The following is an 18,731-nucleotide window of genomic DNA, read 5'->3' as shown; positions in this document are numbered from 1 at the left end:
GCCACCCAACGGGTGGTGGGGCCTTTCGCGTTTCTGGGGCACGGTCTGGGGCAAGATGCAGGTTCTTCCTGCAGGAGCCCCGGGCATGCGTGGTATCGACTTCAGTTCCTGGCAGGGCGTGCTGTCCACGTTGGCCGGCCTGGTCCTGATCACCCTGCTGGGCGTGGGCATCCGCCTGCTGGTGATGCAGACCCTGCAACAGCGCCGCGAGCGCGAGAACCGGCAGATCAACGAACGGCTGCGCACGCTGATGGCGGCCTACAAGACCCTGGGCGGGTCGTTCACTGGCGAACTGGGTGTGGATCCCAGCCATCGCCGCGACCTGCGCCAGCGCGAAAATGCCGAAGGCATCGCCGAACCCCGCTCGGATCGCGCGCGCCGCATCCGCGATGCGGTTGAAGCGGCACTGTCGGACATCCTGTTGCTGGGCACCGACGAGCAGGTGCGGCTGGCCGCGCGTGCGGCCAACGAACTGGCACAGGGGCGGCCGGTGCACCTCCACGAACTGGTGGTCTCGCTGCGCGACTTCGTGCGCGAAGCGCTGGATCTGGCGCCGATTCCGACCGACCTGCAGATACCGCCGCAGGGGCCGACCCGCCCGGGCGGTGCCAGTGGCAAGGGCCGCGCCGAGGGTGACGCCAAGGGTGGCCGCACTGGAGGCGGCGGTGGTGGCGGGGGCGGGGGCGGGGGCGGGATGGGCCTCGGCGCCGGCGCCGCACTGGGCGCCGGCCATGCCTCTGCCAGCGATGAAGTGGACGCGCGCTGAGCACGCGCTCCGGATTCAGCGCGTAAGTTCGTAGATCGGTACGAACCCACCGTAGATCATCCGCGCGCCGTCGAACGGCATCGGATTCGTCGCGGGATCAAACCGCGGGTCTTCCATCATCTTCTTCATGCCGGCGTCGCGGGTCGGCTTGTCCGGCCATTCGATCCAGGAAAACACGACCGTCTCATCTGGTGTGGCTTTCACCGCACCGAAGAAGTCGGTGGTTTTGCCGTGCGGTACGTCGTCACCCCAGCACTCGACCACACGCAGCGCGCCGTACTCGATGAAAATGGGATCCCCTGTGCGTGCATGGGCGAGGAACTTCTCCTTGTTGGCGGTGGGCACCGCCAGGACGAAACCATCGATGTAGCTCATTGCCTGCCTCCGGATGGACCGTGCCGCATGCACGGCCTTCAAGTACCCGACGAACCAGGGCGCCGTGGATCGACATCCTGTGTGCGCCTGTTCAGCCCGGCCCGCCGGGCAGCGGCGCCAGCACCGTCTCCGGTGGCTGCTGGCCGGCCAGGTGGCGCACGAAGTAGTCCCACATGCGGTGCGTGTAGGTGGCGTCGTTGCGGAACAGTTCGTGGTCCTGCCGGGCCAGGTACAGCAGGTCGTAGCTGCGCTGGGCCTTGTTCAGGGCGGCGGCCAGTTGCAGGGTCAGCGCCGGCGGCGCGTTCTCGTCCAGTTCGCCATAGACCAGCATCAGATGCCCACGCAGGTTGCCGGCCAACGCTGCATTGTCGAGTCCGGCAAAGGGCGCCGGCACGCCATCGGCCAGGGGTGTTGGCGGCAGCACGCCACCGAACAGCCGGTCCATGCCGTGCAATGCACCGCCGTACATGCCCTGGAAATTGTGGCTGCCGGCCGAGGCCACGCCCACCTTGTAGAACGCCGGATAGCGCAGCAGGGCGCGCGCTGCACTGTAACCACCGAACGAATGCCCGTAGATGCCGACCCGCTGCAGGTCGATGCCCCGGTAGCGTTCGCCCAGCTGGCGCAGCGCAGCCACATGGTCATCCAGCTGCACATCTGCCCCGTGCAGGAAGCTGCTGTCATGGAACGCCTTGTCGCGGCCACCGGTGCCGCGCGCGTCGATGCTGACCACCACGAAGCCCAGTTCGGTCAGGCTGGCGCGTGACACCGGATTCAGGGCGGACACCGCCTCGGCGTAGGTCACCGGCGCATTGCTGACGAAGGAGCCACCGTACATCGCGTCGATCACCGGAAAGCGGCCGTCATCGCGATAGTCGCGGGGCAGGTAGACGGTGGCGAAGATCGGCGTTCGCCCATCGGCGGCCAGCAGCCGCTCGCGCCGTGGGGGGCGCCAGCCGGCAGCAACGATCGCGCTGTTATCGGCTGTTTCCAGCACCATCACTTCACGGCCGTCATCGCTGGCCCGCAGCACGGTGCGTGGTGGCTGGTCGAGACGGGAAACGGTATCCACCAGATAGCCACCGCCAGGCGACAGCGCCTGGGGGGCGCGCCCGCCGAACAACGCGCCGGTGCCGGCATCGGCCAGATGGTCGTTGCCATCGGCGGCCAGGCGCTGGACCGGTCCCCCCTGCAGCGATACACGGTACAGGCCGCGTACGTAGGGGTCGCCACCGTCGACGCCGCCGGCGCTGAAGTACGCCCAGCCACCCGCAGCGTCCACGCCCAGCAGGTCGCGCACCGCCCATTGGCCGCGGGTGAGCTGGCGCAGCACCTTGCCGTCGGACAGGCGGACCCGGTACAGATGGCCCCAGCCATCGCGCTGCGAGAACCACACCGCCGTGTCCTGGCCGGGCAGGATGGCCACCGCTGGCCGGTTGTAGGAATACACGTTGAGCTGCAGGCGGGTGTCGCTGGCTTCTTCCAGAACCGTGCGCAACGCACCGTTGTTGGCATCGATCTCCAGCAGACGCAGCCTGCGCGGTGCGCCGAAGTGCGCGATCACGGCATACAACCGGTCGCCGTCCCAGCCGAGTACGCCGGCTTCGCTGAGGGTGTTCCAGCCTTCCGGCAAGGCGATGTCATGCTGCTGGCCATTGCGGGTGTCGACCACATACACGCTGTCGCGCACCTGCCGGGTGTCACCCAGCACCCCCAGCTTCACCGTATGCACGCGCGGCCGCGCGCTGTTGGCCGGGCTGCTTTCCAGATAGGGGTAGTCCTGCAGCGCGCGTTCGTCGTAGCGGATGCCGGCCACGTAGCGACCGTCCGGTGACCAGCCGACCGCGAACGGCCGCGTCGACATCCGGCCCTGGCGGCGTGGAATGCCGCGCAGGGTGAAGTCCGGCAGCACGCCAAAGCCATGATTGGGTTCACCGCCGCTGGTCAGCGCTCGTGCTGCCATTCCGGGCGACTGCAGCCACAGGTTGTGATCGCGTACCTGCAGCCAGGCATCACCGCCGGGCGATGGCAGTGCATCGGTCGCTGGCGCTGCATCCTGCGAACGCACGCACTGCAGGCGTGGCCATTGACAGCTGATCGCCGCCTCGCCGTTGAACTGCAGGCGCAGGCCTTCATCCAGTACCTGCACACTGCTCAAGCGCAGGCGTGGTCCTCTGGCACCGAGAGGTGCAACCGCAGCGTCCAGCGCATCGGGTTCGAACAGGATCTGGCGTGTGGCCTGGACTGGATCGACCAGTACCGCCTGGCGCCGGCCCTGCGTGGTTTCGCGTTCGTACCAGAAGCGCCCATCGGCCAGCCAGTGGGGCAGCACCGAAGCATTGCGCAGCGCACCGCGAAGGTGACTGTCATGCACGCGTTCGGCGCGCTGGTAGTCAGCGGCCTGCAGTGCGTGCGCAGCGTGGGTCGGAAACAGGGCAGCGCATGCCAGGAGCGCGGCGCGAACAGGCACCAGCGGCGGATCGGAAACGTACAAGGCAACCTCCTGTTGCAATCGACGACGAATCACAAATGCACGCGCGCCGCGCGCGTATGCCAGAGACAGCCTGAATCAAGGCAAAAAATTCAGCAATGCGAAGACCGCTGTTTTCAGGGAGCGTTGTGGCGAATAACGGAGAATTTACATTCCCGATGCGATGGCGCCCTGGCGCTGCTGCACACCATAAGAAAGTAAAGGTGTACCCCCATGAAGAATTCGCTGATTGCTCTGGCCCTGGCCGCTGCCCTGCCGTTCACCGCCTCGGCTGCTGAGAACCTGTCGTACAACTACGCCGAAGCCGACTACGCCAAGACCGACATCGACGCGTTCAAGGCCGACGGCTGGGGCGTGAAGGGTTCGTACGGCTTCCTGCCGAACTTCCACGCTTTCGGTGAGTACAGCCGCCAGGAAATCGACCACACCAACATCAAGCTGGACCAGTGGAAGATCGGCGCCGGCTACAACGTTGAAATCGCCCCGACCACCGACTTCGTTGCCCGCGTTGCCTACCAGAAGCGCGACCAGAAGCACGGCCTGGACTTCAATGGCTACAGCGCTGAAGCCGGTATCCGCACCGCCTTCGGTGCCCACGCCGAAGTCTACGGCATGGTCGGCTACGAAGATTTCTCGAAGAAGCACGGCATCAATCCGGAAGGCCAGTGGTACGGCCGCCTGGGTGGTCAGGTCAAGCTGAACCAGAACTGGGGCCTGAACGGCGAGCTGAAGATGAACCGCGACGGCGACAAGGAATACACCGTCGGCCCGCGCTTCAGCTGGTAATTGCTTCCTCGGCGCGCCTGCGCGCCGAAGATGCCTCGACAGGCCCGGCCCATGCCGGGCCTGTTGCGTTTCCGGCTGGGCAAACGCTACCTGACCGTGTCGCGGCGGAAGGGCGGCATTGCAACGAATTGGATTCCGCAGGCGTCGGCTGCGCCCTAGGGTGAGTGGCCTGTTCTGCAGGAATGCAACGATGCCCACGTTTCCGTCGCCCCGCGATTCTCCCTGCCGCCTCTTGTTGCTGGATCCACACCCGCTGTTGCGGCATGGCGTGCAGGAAGTCCTGGCCCGGCAGGCGGGCCTGCAGGTCGATGGAAGCTACGGCCGCAGCGGTGATCTGCTGCAGCGCCTGCAGCAGCAGGCGGCCGCGATCGATCTGCTGCTGGTCGACGCCTTGCCGATCGGTGACAGCGGCGAAGGCCTGGAACTGCTGCGGCACCTATCACGCCACTGGCCGGCAGTGCCGATCCTGGTGCTGACCGCACACTGCAACGCGGGTGTCGTGTCCTTGGCCTTGCAGGCCGGTGCGCGCGGATTCCTGTCCAAGGCCTGCGCGCCGCAGATGCTGCTGCGGGCAGTGAGCGTGGTTGCCCGTGGCGGGCGCTTCGTGCCGCCGGATCTGCGTGCACAGTTGAACCAGTCCCGTCGGCAGCGCCAGCAGTCCATGCGTTCACCACGGTTGAGTACCCGCGAGCGCACCGTCCTGCAGTGGGTGCTGCGTGGTTGCAGCACCGGCGAGATGGCACGCCGCAGTGGGCGTGCAGCCAGCACCATCAGCACGCAGAAGCGAGCGGCGTACCGCAAGCTGGGCATCCGCAACGATGGCGAGCTGTTCCGCTTCCGCCATCTGATCGACGCTGATTGAGGTGGCGTTACTCGCCCTGGTACTGCTTTTCTTCCACCAGGGCCGAACCGGCCACGCGGTTGATCTCGTTCTTCACCTGCACGCGCTCGCCATTGGTGCCATAGACACCACGCGCCAACTGGATGAAGGCATCGTCGAACACCTGGGCCGCTTCCTTGTCGCGCAGCTGGTCCTGGATGTCCCACATGCGCTCGTTGATCGCCTTCAGCTGCTGCTTCAGCACGGCCAGCGCCGGCTGAGCCTGCAGCTGCAGCTGCAGCAACGGCAGCAGGCCGTCCAGCTCGGTGCGCACGTTGCTCAGCTTGGCGGCATCGTCGATGCGCTCGGCCTTGATCTCGAGAATGGTGATCTTGTCGATCAGCTCGCCGATCGATACCGGAGTCAGGATGGCGTCCACGCGGTTGGTTCCTGGAAACAGGGCGCCATGATACCGCGCTGCTGGCATGTGGCCCCGGTCCGCGGGATTTACGCCGAATTTGCGCCACGGGCCCGGCAGCACCCTCGATCCGTTACGGCCACCGCCTCGACACTGCGGTCCCGGCGGCGTGACCGCCTTCGACGAGGAACACAGTGCAGTGAACAGCAAGGGGATGATGGCGGCAGTGGTGGCCGCTCTGGCAGGGCTGCTCGGCATCGGCACCGCCCAGGCGCAGGTGCAGGTGAGTGGCAGTGCCGCATTGACCAGCGATTACGTGTGGCGCGGCAGCTCGCAGAGCGACGGCGACCCGGCGGTGCAGGCCGGCGCGAAGGTCTCGATCCCATCGGGCTGGTACGCCAGCGTGTGGGGGTCCAACGTATCGTTCAAGCCGGACAACGGCGCGCGCAGCGAGTTCGACCTGGTGGCCGGTTGGAGTGGTGCACTGGCACCGGACTGGGCACTGGATGCCAACCTGACCCGCTACGTGTACCCGGGCACCGGCCGCGCGCTGGACTGGACCGAGCTCAATACCACCGTGACCTGGAAGCAGCGCGCCTGGCTGCAGCTGGCGCATTCCAACGACGCGCTGGCGGGCGGCCATCGCGGCACCTACGCCCAGCTGGGTGTGCGGGTGCCGCTGCACGAGCGGTTCCGCCTCGAAGCGGCGGTGGGCCAGTATTGGCTGGCCACCGCACAGGGGCCTGATTACCTGCATGGCCAGCTCAGTGCCATCGCCTCGCTGACCCCGGCATGGGAACTGCGCGCCACCGTGCATGACACCGACAACGCAGCGAAGCGGCTGTTTCCGGACAATGCCGGCGGACGCTGGGAGCTGGCGCTGCAGGGCAGCTTCTAGTCAGTCACCGAAGCCTGGCGCGCGCGCAGTGCGCCGGGCAGCCACAGCAGCAGGGCCAGCATGGCCACCGCAGCACCGGCCACGCAGACGCCGGTCCAGCCGAAGCGCTGGTAGACCTGCGCCGACAGCAGCGAACCCAGCGAACCGCCGATGAAGTAGCCGGTCATGTAGCCGGCATTGAGGCGGTTGCGCGCTGCCGGTTGCAGTGCATAGATCAGGTTCTGATTACTCACGTGCAGCAGCTGCGCGGCCAGGTCCAGCACCACCACGCCGACCAGCAGCGCCAGCAGCGAGTGTGCCGACAGCCCCAACGGCAGCCACGACAGCAGCAACAGCATCAGTGCGATGGCAGTGGCATGCCCGGTCAGGCCACGATCGGACATGCGCCCGGCCAGGCCGGCCGCCAGCGTACCGGCGGCGCCGACCAGCCCGAACAGGCCGATGGTGGCATCGCTGTAGGCGTAGGGCGGTTGTGCCAGCAGGAACGCCAACGGCGTCCAGAAGATCGCGAACATGGCGAAGCTGCAGGCGCCCAGCAGGGTGCGCTGGCGCAGCACCGGCTCCTGCACGAACAGCACGCCGATCGAGCGCAGCAATGCGAAATAGCCGAGGCCGGCGCTGTGGTGGAATCGCGGCAGGCCGCGCTGCAGCGCCAGCGCGGTCAGCACCAGGGTGCCGGCGGCGATCGCATACACCAGGCGCCAGTCGCCCAGGCTGGAAAGCAGGCCGGCCACGGTGCGCGCCAGCAGGATGCCCAGCAGCAGGCCACTCATCAATGTGCCGACCACGCGGCCACGATGTTCCGGCGCGGCCAGCGTGGCCGCAAACGGCACCAGTACCTGCGCCACCACCGAGAACAGGCCGGTGATCGCGGTGCCGACCAGCAACCAGGCCAGCGATGGTGCACAGGCACTGATCACCAGCCCGCCTGCCGACAACAGGCTCATCACTACGATCAGGCGGCGGCGTTCGAACAGGTCTCCCAGCGGCACCAGCAGGATCAGTCCGGCGGCATAGCTCAGCTGTGCGGCAGTGACCACCATGCCGACCTGGCCGAACGGCACGCCGAAGGCATCGGCGATGGTGTGCAGCAGTGGCTGCGCATAGTAGTTGCTGGCCACGGCCACGCCGGTAGCCACCGACATCAGCAGCACCTGCCAGCGGTGCAGAGGGGGGAGGGACGGACTCACGCGGTATTCCACAAAGCGGGATGCACAGTGTCCGCCTGCTGCGGCCATGATGGAAATGAATCATCATCATTCATGCCATCTGGAAACGAGATAGTTGGATGAATCTCAAACAGCTCGAGTTTGCCGTCGCCCTGGCCGAAGAGGGCAATTTCACCCGCGCCGCAGAACGCTGCCATGTGGTGCAGTCCGCGTTGAGCCACCAGATTGCCTACCTGGAGCAGGAACTGGGTACGCCCCTGTTCGAGCGCCTGCCGCGGCAGGTGCGGGCCACCGCCGCCGGCGAGGCGCTGCTGGTGCATGCACGCCAGGTGCTGGCCAGCCTGCGCCACCTGCGCGCCGACGTGGCCGCCGTCACTGGCGAGGTGCGTGGCCTGCTGGCGATCGGGCAGATCTCCTCGCTGACCGACATCGATGTGGTGGCGATGCTGGCGGCCTTCCAGCAGGCGCACCCGCAGGTGGAGTTCCAGCTGCGGGTCGACAAGAGCGAGGACCTGATCGCGCAGGTGCAGTCGCGAGAGCTGGACGTGGCGCTGGTCGGATTGGCGCCGTCGGCAGGGCTGGACGGGGTCTGCCACCAGATGCTGCAGGAAGAAGACCTGGTGGCGGTGCTGGCGCCGTCGCACCGCTTGGCCCGCCGCAAGCGGCTGCCATTGACCGAACTGCAGGACGAGGCGCTGGTCGACTTTCCGCGCGGCACCGGTGCGCGGCGGCAGACCGACGATGCCTTCGCTGCCGCTGGCCTGCCGCACACGGTGCGCTTCGAGGTCAATCTGATGGAACTGATCGAGCGCTTCGTCCGCCATGGGCTGGCGGTTGGCATCGTGCCAGCGTTGATCGCCGACGGGTTCCAGGGGGTGGTACAGATTCCGCTGCAGCCGACCCCGACCCGCCGCGTGCACCTGGTCTGGCAGCGACTGCCGACACCGGCGGCGCGGGCGTTCGTCGAGGCCGTGCTCAGCCGCGCAGGCGCAGGCTCAGGCCCTTGAGGAAATTGCGCAGCATCTGGTCCAGGCAGCGCCGGTAGTTGGTGTGCCCGGGCTGGCGGAACAAGGCGCCCACTTCCGACTTGGAAACGTTGAAGCCGGCGCTGGCGAAGATCTCCATCAGATCGACGTCGCGCAGCTGGAAGGCGACGCGCAGCTTCTTCAGCACCAGGTTGTTGTCGATGCGGGTTTCCACCGCACGCTGCGGCTGGCTTTCGTCGCGACCGCGCAGGTGCACGATCAGGCCGTCGAGGAAGTGCGCCAGCGCGCTGTCGCTCATCGCCTCGAAACCGGCTTCGTCTTCGCGGCGCAGCCAGGCCTTCACCTGTTCGGGATCCACGGCGAAGGCCGGGTCGGCCATCTGGCACAGGGTCACCACGTGGTGGTCGCCCAGGTCCAGGGAGTAGCGCACGCTGCGCAGGACATCGTTGTTGATCATGGGCCCAATTGTACCGGTCACCCCGACAGGTGGGGCCGGATCTGGCCGATCAGGCAACGCAACCCCCGGCCGACGGTGCCAGAATGGGGGTCTGGTTTTTCCCCCTGGAGTTGCCTGATGACCCGCACTGTCCTGATTACCGGCGCCACGTCCGGCTTCGGCGCCGCCGCCGTCCACCGCTTCGCCCAGGCGGGCTGGAAGGTGATCGCCACCGGCCGCCGCGGCGAACGCCTGCAGCCGCTGGTCGAGCGCTACGGCAAGGACGTGGTGCATGCCGCCGCCTTCGACATCCGCGATCCGGTGGCGATGGAAGCGGCGCTGCTGGCACTGCCGCCGGCCTTCGGCGAGATCGATCTGCTGGTCAACAACGCCGGCCTGGCGCAGGGCACCGCGCCGGCACAGAGCGCCAAGCTGTCGGACTGGACCACGATGATCGACACCAACATCACCGCGCTGGTGACCCTGACCCACCGCCTGCTGCCGCAGCTGGTGGAGCGCAAGGGCGCGATCATCAACATTTCGTCGGTGGCCGGCGTCTACCCGTACCCGGGCGGCAATGCCTACGGTGGCACCAAGGCTTTCGTCAGCCAGTTCTCGCTCGGCCTGCGTTCGGACCTGCACGGCACCGGCGTGCGCGTGACCACGATCGAGCCGGGCATGGCCGAAACCGAGTTCACCGTGGTGCGTACCCATGGCGACCAGGCGGCGTCGGACAAGCTCTATACCGGCGCCAACCCGATGACCGCCGAAGACATCGCCGAACAGATCTTCTGGGTGGCCAGCCTGCCGCCGCACCTGAACATCAATCGCCTGGAACTGATGCCGGTCAGCCAGTCCTTCGCCGGTTTCCAGGTCGCCCGCGAAGGCTGACCGCCGTCTGTAGAGTCGAGCTTGCTCGACTGCTTTGAACGGCAGTCGAGCAAGCTCGACTCTACACAGACAAAAAAAAGCCGGGCTGTGCCCGGCTTTTTCATTCACTTCGGCAGACTCACTGTGCCTTGATCGCCATCGCCTGCAGGCCGGTGCCATCCAGCTTCTGCTTGGCTTCAGACAGTTCACCTGCACTGCCATACGGCCCCATGCGCACGCGGTACACGGTCTTGCCGTTGATCTGCGCCGATTCCACGCGTGCCGCCAGGCCCATCATCGCCAGCTTGGCCTTGGTCGCTTCGGCATCGCCGGAGGCACCGAACGCACCTGCCTGCAGGATGTAGCGGGCATTGTCGGCGGCAGCCGGTGCCGCAGCGGTAGTGGCCGCGGTCGGCGCGGTTTCCGCACGCGCTGCCGGAGTGGCGGCGGCGGTGCTGGTCGACGCCGTCGGCGTGCTGGCCGGAGGCGTTGCCGCAGCCGGTCGTTCGCTCAGCGGTGCCGGCAGCGGACGGCTGGTGGCGGTCACCGGCGCGGTGCTGGCCACGCTGGCGGTAGCCGCTGGCGGCGGAACCGGCTTGCCTTCCAGTGCCGCCTGCGCGCGCTGCGCTTCAGCCTTGGCCCGGCGCTGGTCTTCTGCACGCGCGCTGGCAGCCAGCTCGGCGTCGGACATTTCAACTTCCTTGCCCGGCAGCAGGGTGTAGAAGTCGTACTGGGTGGCGGCCGGCTTTTCCGGTTCGGCCGGCTTCGGCGTGGCCGGCTGCGCGGCCGGCTGGGTGCCGACATCGCTGTCGGCATCAGCGACCGGGGCAGGCTGCGCGTTCGGGTTCGGCTGCGGACCGGCGCGCAGGAAGCCATCGCCTTCGCCCTTGAACAGGTTCGGCGCCGCCAGGAACACCACGGCCGCAATCGCCACGCCAGCGACCAGCCACACCCATCCGGGTGTGCCCTGGCTGCTGCTGTTGCGTCGTGCCTGGTTTTTGCCGCGTCGTGCTGCCATGTGTACTGCGTCTCCTGATGCTTACATTTTTTCCGGGGCGCTGACGCCCAGGAGTTCGAGGCCGTTGGCCAGCACCTGGCGCGCGGCGCAGGCCAGGGTCAGCTTGGCGTTGCGATCCGCAGCGTCTTCCACCAGCACCGGCGTCCCGTGATACCACGTGTGGAACGCGTGCGCCAATTCACGCAGGTACTGCGCCACCAGATGCGGTTCCAGCGCCACGCCGGCCGCCTCCACCACTTCCGGGTACCGCGAGATCTCGTTCATCAGCAGCAGCGAGGCGTCGTCGGCCAGGCGGCCGAGGTTGGCCAGGCCATTGCCCTGTTCGTACACCAGGCCCTTCTCCTGTGCCTGGCGCAGCAGGCTGCAGACCCGGGCGTGCGCGTACTGCACGTAGAACACCGGGTTGTCGTTGCTCTGCTGGCGGGCCAGGTCGATGTCGAAGGTCAGCTGCGAATCGGGCTTGCGCGCGATCAGGAACCAGCGGGTGGCATCGCGGCCGGCCTCCTCGATCAGGTCGCGCAGGGTGAAGTAGCTGCCGGCACGCTTGGACAGCTTCACTTCCTCGCCGCCACGCATGACGGTGACCATCTGGTGCAGCACGTACTCCGGCCAGCCCTGCGGGATGCCCACTTCCATCGCCTGCAGGCCGGCGCGCACGCGTGCCAGCGAACCATGGTGATCGGCGCCGAGCTCGGTGATCGCGCGCTCGTAGCCGCGCTGCCACTTGGACAGGTGGTAGGCCACGTCCGGCACGAAGTAGGTGAAGGTGCCGTCGGACTTGCGCATCACGCGGTCCTTGTCGTCACCGAAGTCGGTGCTGCGCAGCCACAGCGCGCCACCTTCTTCATAGGTATGACCCGACGCCTGCAGCTTGGCCACCGCTTCGGCCACCTTGCCATCGGCGTACAGCGAGCTTTCCAGGAAGTAGATGTCGAAGTCGACGCCGAACGCGGCCAGGTCCAGATTCTGCTCGTTGCGCAGGTAGGCCACGGCGAAGCGGCGGATCGCCTGCATGTCGTCCGGGTCCTTGGCACCGACCACGGTGCTGCCTTCCAGATCGACGCTGGCGCCGGCCATGTAGGCGCGGGCGACGTCGGCGATGTATTCACCGCGGTAGCCACCTTCCGGCCAGCCATCCTGGTCCGGCGCGATGCCCTTGATCCGCGCCTGGGTGGACAGCGCCAGGTTCTCGATCTGCACGCCGGCGTCGTTGTAGTAGAACTCACGCTTGGCGTTCCAGCCGTTGGCGTCGAGCACACGCGCCACGCAGTCGCCGATCGCCGCCGCGCGGCCATGGCCGACATGCAGCGGGCCGGTCGGGTTGGCCGACACGTACTCCACACCCACCGTGCGGCCATTGCCGGACAGGTTGCGGCCGTAGTCGTGGGCTTCCTTGATGACCGACGCGGCTTCACGCTGGTACGCGGCCGGCGCCAGGTGGAAATTGATGAAGCCGGGGCCGGCGATCTCGACCTTGCTGACGTCCTCGCTGCGCGGCAGTGCCTCGACCAGCGCCTGTGCCAGTGCGCGCGGATTGCTGCGCGCGGCCTTGGCCAGCAGCATCGCGGCATTGGTGGCGAAGTCGCCGTGGTCACGGGTCTTCGGGCGCTCGACCACGAAGTCCGGCGGCAGGGAGTCGGCGGGCAGGGTGCCATTGGCGCGCAAGGCTTCGATGCCTTGGCTGATCAGGGCGCGGAGGAGATTTTTCACGAGGCCTGCTGTGAGAATGAGCGGCGGAATCGCCCATTTTAGCGCAGATACCAGCGGCCACGCTGACCGGAACCTGCCGATGACGCCGCCCGGCTGCCCACGCAGGGCGGGCGCTCAGCCGAACAGGCGGGGCTGGGGCGGCGACAGCAGGCCTCGTTCAGCAAACGAAACGGGGCGGCCCTCACCGACCACGAAGTGGTCCAGCAGGCGCACGTCCACCATCGCCAGTGCCTGCTGCAGTTCGTCGGTGATGCGGGTATCGGCGCTGGAGGGTTCCGGGTCGCCGGAAGGGTGGTTGTGGCTGAGGATCACCGCCGCCGCGTTGTGCAGCAGGGCGCGCCGCACCACTTCGCGGGGGTAGACCGGTGCGGCGTTGATGGTGCCGTGGAACAGCTCCTCGCAGGCGATCAGGCGGTGCCGGTTGTCCAGGAACAGGGCCATGAAGATCTCCCGGGCCTGCCCGCGCAGGCGGTGCTGCAGATAGCGGCCGACCGCGGCCGGGTTGTTGCCGACCGCTTCGCCGTGTTCCAGCTCGGCAGCCAGGTAGCGGTGGGCCAGTTCCAGCCCGGCAGCCAGCGTACAGCTGCGCGCCGGGCCGAGCCCGGGCAGGCGGGCCAGGTCACGCGCGGGGCGGTCCAGCAGCACCCGCAACGGGCCGTGCGCCTGCAGCAGGTCGCGCGCGGTCTGCACGGCATCGCGGCCACCGAACCCGGAGCCGAGAAACAGGGCCAGCAGTTCGGCGTCGGAAAGTGCCGTGGGCCCGCGCGCGATCAGCTTCTCGCGGGGGCGTTCCTGTTCGGGCCAGTCATGGATGGGCATGCCTGCATCATCGCCAGCCTGCGTGACGGCTCCCATCGGTGCATACCGCAGCACCGGGTCGGACGATGCCTCACCCGCGTCGGGTCTGCAGATAGTCGAACAGTTCCTGGTTGTTCTGCAGGCCCAGCTTGCGCTTGGCTTCGGCCTTCTGCCGGCTGATGGTCTTCGGGCTGCGCCCGCAGCGTTCGGCGACGGCATTCACGCTGAGCCCGGTCGCCAGCAGATCCAGCACTTCCTGTTCCCGCGCCGACAGCGGCGACGGTTCGCGTGGAAACAGCAGGTCGCGCGCCTGCAGGTGGTGGCGCAGCTGCTGGGAGACGAAGACCTGCCCGGCCAGTGCGGCGTTCAGTGCCTGCGGCAGTTCGGCGAAATCGGCGCATTTGTCGACCAGCCCACTGATGCCCTCGCGCAGCAGTCCGTCCAGCAGCCCGGGATGGCGGGCGCCGGTCAGCACCACCACCGGCAGCCTGGGGTGACGCACGCGCAGCGCGTCGATCAGCTCTGGACCGTCCGGGCCGTCACCCGGCATCGACAGGTCGGTCAGCACCGCATCGCAGTCGTGGTGGTCCACCAGCTCCAGCAGCTGGGCGCCGTCACGTGCACTGCCGACGATGTCCATCAGGTGGGTCTGCAGCACGATACGGATGCCATGCAGGACCACGGGATGGTCGTCGGCAATGATGATGCGTGGATGCACGAGGCTCCTCGAAGGTCGAACAGGCCACGGCAGACGGCAGCCAATGCCTGATTCTGCAAAAGCGCAGACCCGTAGAGGTATAGGAAAGGTCCGAAACCGATGCCCGGCTGACCCAGGGTCAGGCGCAGCGCGCTCCATCTACTGATAGCTGTCCGCTATGTGCACCCTGCACCGGGACATTACCGACCATCGGGTAAGCTAGCGCCCTCGTTTGCACAGGAATTCCAGGTGGCTGACTCCCCCAACGCTTCCCCCGCGCAGGCCCGCGCGCTGGAAGGTCAGAAACTGCTGTTGTGCGTCGGAGGCGGGATCGCGGCCTACAAGGCCCTGGAACTGGTGCGGCGCCTGCGCGACGCCGGTGCCCAGGTGCAGGTGGCGATGACCGCCGGTGCCCAGCAGTTCGTCACTCCGCTCAGTTTCCAGGCCCTGTCCGGGCAGCCCACCCGCACCACGCTGTGGGACAGCGCCGCCGAACAGGCCATGGGCCACATCGAGCTGGCGCGCTGGGCCGACCGCATCGTGGTTGCCCCGGGAACCGCCGATCTGCTGGCCCGGCTGGCCCAGGGCCATGCCGATGACCTGGTCAGCACGCTGTGCCTGGCCAGTACCGCGCCGTTGACGATCTGCCCGGCGATGAACCATCGCATGTGGCTGCACCCGGCCACCCAGGCCAACATCGCCCTGCTGCGCCAGCGCGGCGCGCAGGTGATCGGCCCGGTCGACGGCCCGCTGGCCGAAGGCGAGTCCGGTCCGGGGCGTCTGGCCGAACCGGGCGACATCGTGGCCGCGCTGGCCGCCAATGGCAGCAGCGCCGCGGCCGTTGCCGCGCCGGAAACCCGCGCGCTGCAGGGCCTGCGCCTGCTGATCAGCGCCGGCCCGACCTATGAAGACATCGATCCGGTGCGCTATGTCGGCAACCGCAGCAGCGGCAAGATGGGCTTTGCCCTGGCCGCGGCCGCCGCCGCGATGGGCGCACAGGTGGTGCTGGTCAGCGGCCCGGTACAGCTGCCGACGCCGCTCGGCGTGCAGCGCGTCGACGTGCGCTCGGCTGCGCAGATGCGCGATGCCGTGCTGAAGTCGCTGCCGGCCGACATCTATATCGGTGCCGCTGCAGTGTCCGACTACACGCCGCGCCAGGTCGCGCCGCAGAAGCTGAAGAAGACCGCCGACAGCCAGTCGCTGGTGATCGAGCTGGTGCGCACGCCGGACATCCTTGCCGAGGTGGCTGCGCAGACGCAGTCGCTGAAGCTGGTGGTCGGCTTTGCCGCCGAAACCCACGACGTGGAGAAATACGCGCGTGGCAAGCTGGTCGACAAGCGCCTGGACCTGGTGATCGCCAACCAGGTCGGCATCAGCGGCGGCGGTTTCGAGAGCGACAACAATGCCGCCACGGCCTTCTGGCAGGACGGTGAACAGGTATTCCCGGCCACCTCCAAGCGTGAGCTGGCCGAACAACTGCTGGCGCTGATCGCGCGGAGACTCCAGGCATGACCCAGGCTTTCACTTCCCAACCGCTGCAGGTCAAGCTGCTCGATCCGCGCTTCGGCGACAGCTGGCCGCTGCCGGCCTACGCCACCGAAGCCAGCGCCGGCATGGACCTGCGCGCGGCGCTGGATACCGCGCTGACCCTGCAGCCGGGTGACACCGCGCTGGTGCCCAGCGGCCTGGCCATCCACATTGCCGACCCGAACCTGTGCGCGGTGATCCTGCCGCGCTCGGGGCTGGGCCATCGCCACGGCATCGTGCTCGGCAATGGCACCGGCCTGATCGACGCCGATTACCAGGGCCCGCTGCTGATCAGCGTCTGGAACCGTGGCCGCGAGGCCTTCACCATCGAGCCGGGCGATCGCATCGCGCAGCTGGTGATCGTGCCGATTGCCCGCGTCAACCTGCAGGTGGTGGATACTTTCACCGACAGCGTGCGGGGAACGGGTGGATTCGGCCATACCGGGGTGCGTTGACGGGGGACATCGATGAGCGGCATCGGGGAAGGACAGCGGGGACGGTCGTTGGGTCGCAGTGCACCACTACTGGGGGTGCTGCTGATCCTGCTGGCCGGCTGGTTCGGATGGAGCGCGGTGCAGCAATGGCGTCAGGAGGCCAACGGCCAGGCGCTGGAAGAAGCACGTGACCAGGCCGTGCAGGGCCTGCAGGACGCGGCCGCCGGCCAGCTGAAGCAGCTGCAGCAGCAGCTGAAGAACGAACGCGTGCAGCAGGCGTTGCAGGCCGGTGATGCCGCGGCAGCGGCGCTGGCCGTGCGCGAGAGCTGGACCGGCGTGGAGCAGGCTGACGTGCTGACTGCCGATCTGGCCAACGCCTACGCCGACCCGGCCGCCTTTGGCTATGCCCGATTGGCGCTGCTGGAAGCGGCATTGGCCGAAGGCAAGCCCAGCCTGCGCGTGGTCCGCGATGGCGGTGGCAATCGCCTGGGCCTGGCAGCGCCGGTTCAACTGGGCAGTCTCGGCCCGGCGGTGCTCTACGTGCGCCAGCCATTGCTGCGGCTGACCTCGCCGCTGGACCAGGTGAGTGCGCCATCGGCCGGTTTCCTTGGCCTGCGCCAGGGCGCGCATGACCTCGTCGCCCAGGGCGATGCCGGCCTGGCCGAAAGCGCCGAAGCATTGGCGCGGCCGATTTCGGGGACGCCGTTGCGGCTGGTGGCCGCGGTACCCAATGTCGAACCTGGTCCGCTGGGCCTGGGTTCGCTGGCCAGCGCCATCGTTGCGCTGCTGCTGGCGTTCATCGCCGTGCTGCTGGTGGTCGGTCGCGGCCGCCTGCCGAAGTCGCTGCCGCTGCCGCGTCGGGCGACCGTGGCGGAAGCCGATCATGGCCCGACCCTGAGCGAGAGCCTGCAGATGGCGCCGCCGCCGGTGGCCGAGGCCAGCACAACTGAAAGTGCACCGCCGCCCCCGCCACCGGTTCCGGTCGAGGAACTGGCGGCCGGTATCTTCCGCGCCTACGACATCCGCGGCGTGGTTGGCAGTGAACTGATGCCGAAAACGGCGGCGCTGATCGGCCAGGCCATCGGCACCGTGGCCCTGGAGCAGGGCCTGCGCGAGGTGGTGATCGGCCGCGACGGCCGCCTGTCCGGCCCGGAACTGGCCGCAGGGTTGGCCGAGGGCCTGAGGCGCGCCGGTTGTGCGGTGATCGACATCGGCCTGGCACCGACCCCGGTCGTGTACTACGCCGCCTTCCATCTGCGTACCGGCACCTGCGTGGCGGTCACCGGCAGCCATAACCCGCCCGAGTACAACGGTTTCAAGGTGGTCATCGGCGGCGAGACGTTGTCCGGTGATGCCATCACCGATCTGTACCAGCGCATCGTCGAAGGCCGCCTGGTACAGGCCGCCGAGCCGGGCGATTACCAGCAGCGCGATGTCAGTGCCGACTACATCCAGCGCATCGCCGACGACGTGCAGCTGGACCGCCCGTTGAAGGTCGTGGCCGATGCCGGCAACGGCGTGGCCGGCGCGCTCGCGCCGCAGCTGCTGGAAGCGATCGGTGCGGAAGTCATCCCGCTGTACTGCGATGTCGACGGTACCTTCCCCAACCATCATCCCGACCCCAGCGAGCCGGCCAACCTGGAAGACCTGGTGCAGACGGTGAAGCGCTTCGGTGCCGATCTCGGCGTCGCCTTCGATGGCGACGGTGACCGCCTGGGCGTGGTCACCGGCGAAGGAAAGATCATCTATGCCGACCGCCTGCTGATGCTGTTCGCCGCCGACGTGCTGATGCGCAATCCGGGCGCGATGGTGATCTACGACGTGAAGTGCACCGGCAAGCTGTCCGACCACGTGCTGCGCAATGGTGGCAGCCCGCTGATGTGGAAGACCGGGCATTCGCTGATGAAGGCGAAGATGCGCGAGACCGATGCCGAGCTGGCTGGCGAGATGAGCGGCCACTTCTTCTTCAAGGAGCGCTGGTTCGGTTTCGATGACGGCCTGTATGCGGCCGCGCGCCTGCTGGAGATCCTGGCCCAGCGCGAGGAGACTCCGGACGAGGTACTGGCAGAGCTGCCGGAGATGGTGGCCACGCCGGAGCTGAAGGTGCCGGTGGCCGAAGGCACGCCGCATGCGCTGGTGGCGATGCTGGTGGCGGCGGCGCAGTCGCCGGACAACCCATATGTGGGCGGTCGCCTGTCGACCATCGACGGCCTGCGCGTGGACTTCTCCGATGGCTGGGGCCTGGTGCGCGCCTCCAACACCACACCAGTGCTGGTGCTGCGCTTCGAGGGCAATGACGAGGCGGCGCTGGAACGCATCCAGGCGCTGTTCCGCAGCCAGCTGCAACCGGTGCTGGGCGACACCCCGCTGGGGTTCTGAGGTGGGGCCGGGCTGCGCCCGGCACCCGCCGAAGCAACGGCAGCAGCAACATCAACATCAACATCAACATCAACATCAAAAGCGAGCTATCCGCGAGATGGCGGGGCGGTGTCGGAGTGCGGGGACGCCGCAAGTACGTCCCTGTAGGCTTGG

18 protein-coding genes are annotated in these 18,731 nt (G+C 67.8%); 9 read left to right on the top strand and 9 right to left on the bottom strand.

The annotated features are described in order from the left end of the window. The first annotated feature begins 85 nt into the window (after positions 1–85). Positions 86–766, top strand: a complete 681-nt coding sequence (locus R1L06_RS16120) for a hypothetical protein (protein WP_317218199.1) — start codon at positions 86–88, stop codon at positions 764–766. A 15-nt stretch (positions 767–781) separates the two neighbouring features. On the opposite strand, the gene R1L06_RS16115 is transcribed toward R1L06_RS16120, so the two are convergent. Then, positions 782–1,141 (bottom strand): DUF1428 domain-containing protein, encoded by a 360-nt coding sequence (locus tag R1L06_RS16115; protein ID WP_317218198.1) that lies wholly within the window; start codon positions 1,139–1,141, stop codon positions 782–784. 91 nt (positions 1,142–1,232) lie between these two features. After that, the gene (locus tag R1L06_RS16110; RefSeq protein ID WP_317218197.1) at positions 1,233–3,635 is read right to left on the bottom strand and encodes a S9 family peptidase; all 2,403 of its coding nucleotides are present in this window, start codon (positions 3,633–3,635) and stop codon (positions 1,233–1,235) included. A 210-nt stretch (positions 3,636–3,845) separates the two neighbouring features. Here R1L06_RS16110 and R1L06_RS16105 point away from each other — a divergent pair, with 210 nt between their 5' ends. After that, positions 3,846–4,418: an OmpO family porin gene (locus R1L06_RS16105; RefSeq protein WP_032130335.1), complete on the top strand. Its 573-nt coding sequence runs from the start codon at positions 3,846–3,848 to the stop codon at positions 4,416–4,418. Between the two features lie 190 nt (positions 4,419–4,608). After that, positions 4,609–5,280, top strand: coding sequence for a response regulator transcription factor (locus tag R1L06_RS16100; protein ID WP_100470066.1), 672 nt, complete (start codon positions 4,609–4,611; stop codon positions 5,278–5,280). Between the two features lie 7 nt (positions 5,281–5,287). Here the strand turns inward: R1L06_RS16100 and R1L06_RS16095 are convergent, their stop codons facing one another. Further along, positions 5,288–5,677, bottom strand: a complete 390-nt coding sequence (locus R1L06_RS16095) for a DUF6165 family protein (protein ID WP_032130333.1) — start codon at positions 5,675–5,677, stop codon at positions 5,288–5,290. Positions 5,678–5,855: 178 nt separating this feature from the next. Here R1L06_RS16095 and R1L06_RS16090 point away from each other — a divergent pair, with 178 nt between their 5' ends. Next, the gene (locus R1L06_RS16090; protein WP_164080609.1) at positions 5,856–6,554 is read left to right on the top strand and encodes a TorF family putative porin; all 699 of its coding nucleotides are present in this window, start codon (positions 5,856–5,858) and stop codon (positions 6,552–6,554) included. Here the strand turns inward: R1L06_RS16090 and R1L06_RS16085 are convergent. Further along, entirely contained in the window at positions 6,551–7,699 is a 1,149-nt protein-coding gene (locus R1L06_RS16085) for an MFS transporter (protein WP_373695430.1), read from the bottom strand. The two genes, R1L06_RS16090 and R1L06_RS16085, sit on opposite strands and share 4 nt — an antisense overlap. 143 nt (positions 7,700–7,842) lie before the next feature. Between R1L06_RS16085 and R1L06_RS16080 the strand changes: the two genes are divergently transcribed. Beyond that, entirely contained in the window at positions 7,843–8,730 is an 888-nt protein-coding gene (locus R1L06_RS16080; RefSeq protein ID WP_149909351.1) for a LysR family transcriptional regulator, read from the top strand. On the opposite strand, the gene R1L06_RS16075 is transcribed toward R1L06_RS16080, so the two are convergent. Next, entirely contained in the window at positions 8,699–9,166 is a 468-nt protein-coding gene (locus R1L06_RS16075; protein ID WP_005411992.1) for a YehS family protein, read from the bottom strand. The two genes, R1L06_RS16080 and R1L06_RS16075, sit on opposite strands and share 32 nt — an antisense overlap. Positions 9,167–9,283: 117 nt before the next feature. Between R1L06_RS16075 and R1L06_RS16070 the strand changes: the two genes are divergently transcribed. Then, positions 9,284–10,036 (top strand): SDR family NAD(P)-dependent oxidoreductase, encoded by a 753-nt coding sequence (locus R1L06_RS16070; RefSeq protein ID WP_019337645.1) that lies wholly within the window; start codon positions 9,284–9,286, stop codon positions 10,034–10,036. A gap of 118 nt (positions 10,037–10,154) precedes the next feature. On the opposite strand, the gene R1L06_RS16065 is transcribed toward R1L06_RS16070, so the two are convergent. The 4 genes from R1L06_RS16065 to R1L06_RS16050 form a co-directional block, all read right to left on the bottom strand. After that, the gene (locus tag R1L06_RS16065; protein ID WP_317218195.1) at positions 10,155–11,033 is read right to left on the bottom strand and encodes an SPOR domain-containing protein; all 879 of its coding nucleotides are present in this window, start codon (positions 11,031–11,033) and stop codon (positions 10,155–10,157) included. Positions 11,034–11,054: 21 nt separating this feature from the next. Next, entirely contained in the window at positions 11,055–12,743 is a 1,689-nt protein-coding gene (gene argS, locus R1L06_RS16060) for an arginine--tRNA ligase (RefSeq protein ID WP_012478915.1), read from the bottom strand. Between the two features lie 114 nt (positions 12,744–12,857). Beyond that, entirely contained in the window at positions 12,858–13,562 is a 705-nt protein-coding gene (gene radC, locus R1L06_RS16055; protein WP_032130338.1) for a RadC family protein, read from the bottom strand. A gap of 70 nt (positions 13,563–13,632) precedes the next feature. Next, positions 13,633–14,259 (bottom strand): response regulator, encoded by a 627-nt coding sequence (locus tag R1L06_RS16050; protein ID WP_049399051.1) that lies wholly within the window; start codon positions 14,257–14,259, stop codon positions 13,633–13,635. A gap of 228 nt (positions 14,260–14,487) precedes the next feature. Between R1L06_RS16050 and coaBC the strand changes: the two genes are divergently transcribed. From coaBC to R1L06_RS16035, 3 genes are read left to right on the top strand one after another with little or no spacing between them, the layout of a single operon-like run. After that, positions 14,488–15,750, top strand: coding sequence for a bifunctional phosphopantothenoylcysteine decarboxylase/phosphopantothenate--cysteine ligase CoaBC (gene coaBC, locus R1L06_RS16045; protein ID WP_125894864.1), 1,263 nt, complete (start codon positions 14,488–14,490; stop codon positions 15,748–15,750). Further along, the gene (dut, locus tag R1L06_RS16040; RefSeq protein ID WP_317218194.1) at positions 15,747–16,220 is read left to right on the top strand and encodes a dUTP diphosphatase; all 474 of its coding nucleotides are present in this window, start codon (positions 15,747–15,749) and stop codon (positions 16,218–16,220) included. The genes coaBC and dut overlap by 4 nt, the downstream gene beginning before the upstream one ends. Positions 16,221–16,232: 12 nt before the next feature. Next, positions 16,233–18,578: a phosphomannomutase/phosphoglucomutase gene (locus R1L06_RS16035; RefSeq protein ID WP_317218193.1), complete on the top strand. Its 2,346-nt coding sequence runs from the start codon at positions 16,233–16,235 to the stop codon at positions 18,576–18,578. Positions 18,579–18,731 lie beyond the last annotated feature (153 nt).

The sequence above is a fragment of the Stenotrophomonas mexicanensis genome (assembly GCF_032911605.1).
Lineage (GTDB): Bacteria > Pseudomonadota > Gammaproteobacteria > Xanthomonadales > Xanthomonadaceae > Stenotrophomonas > Stenotrophomonas maltophilia_A.
The sequence above is the reverse complement of the archived record's forward strand: the minus strand, read 5'-3'. Positions and strand labels throughout refer to the sequence as shown.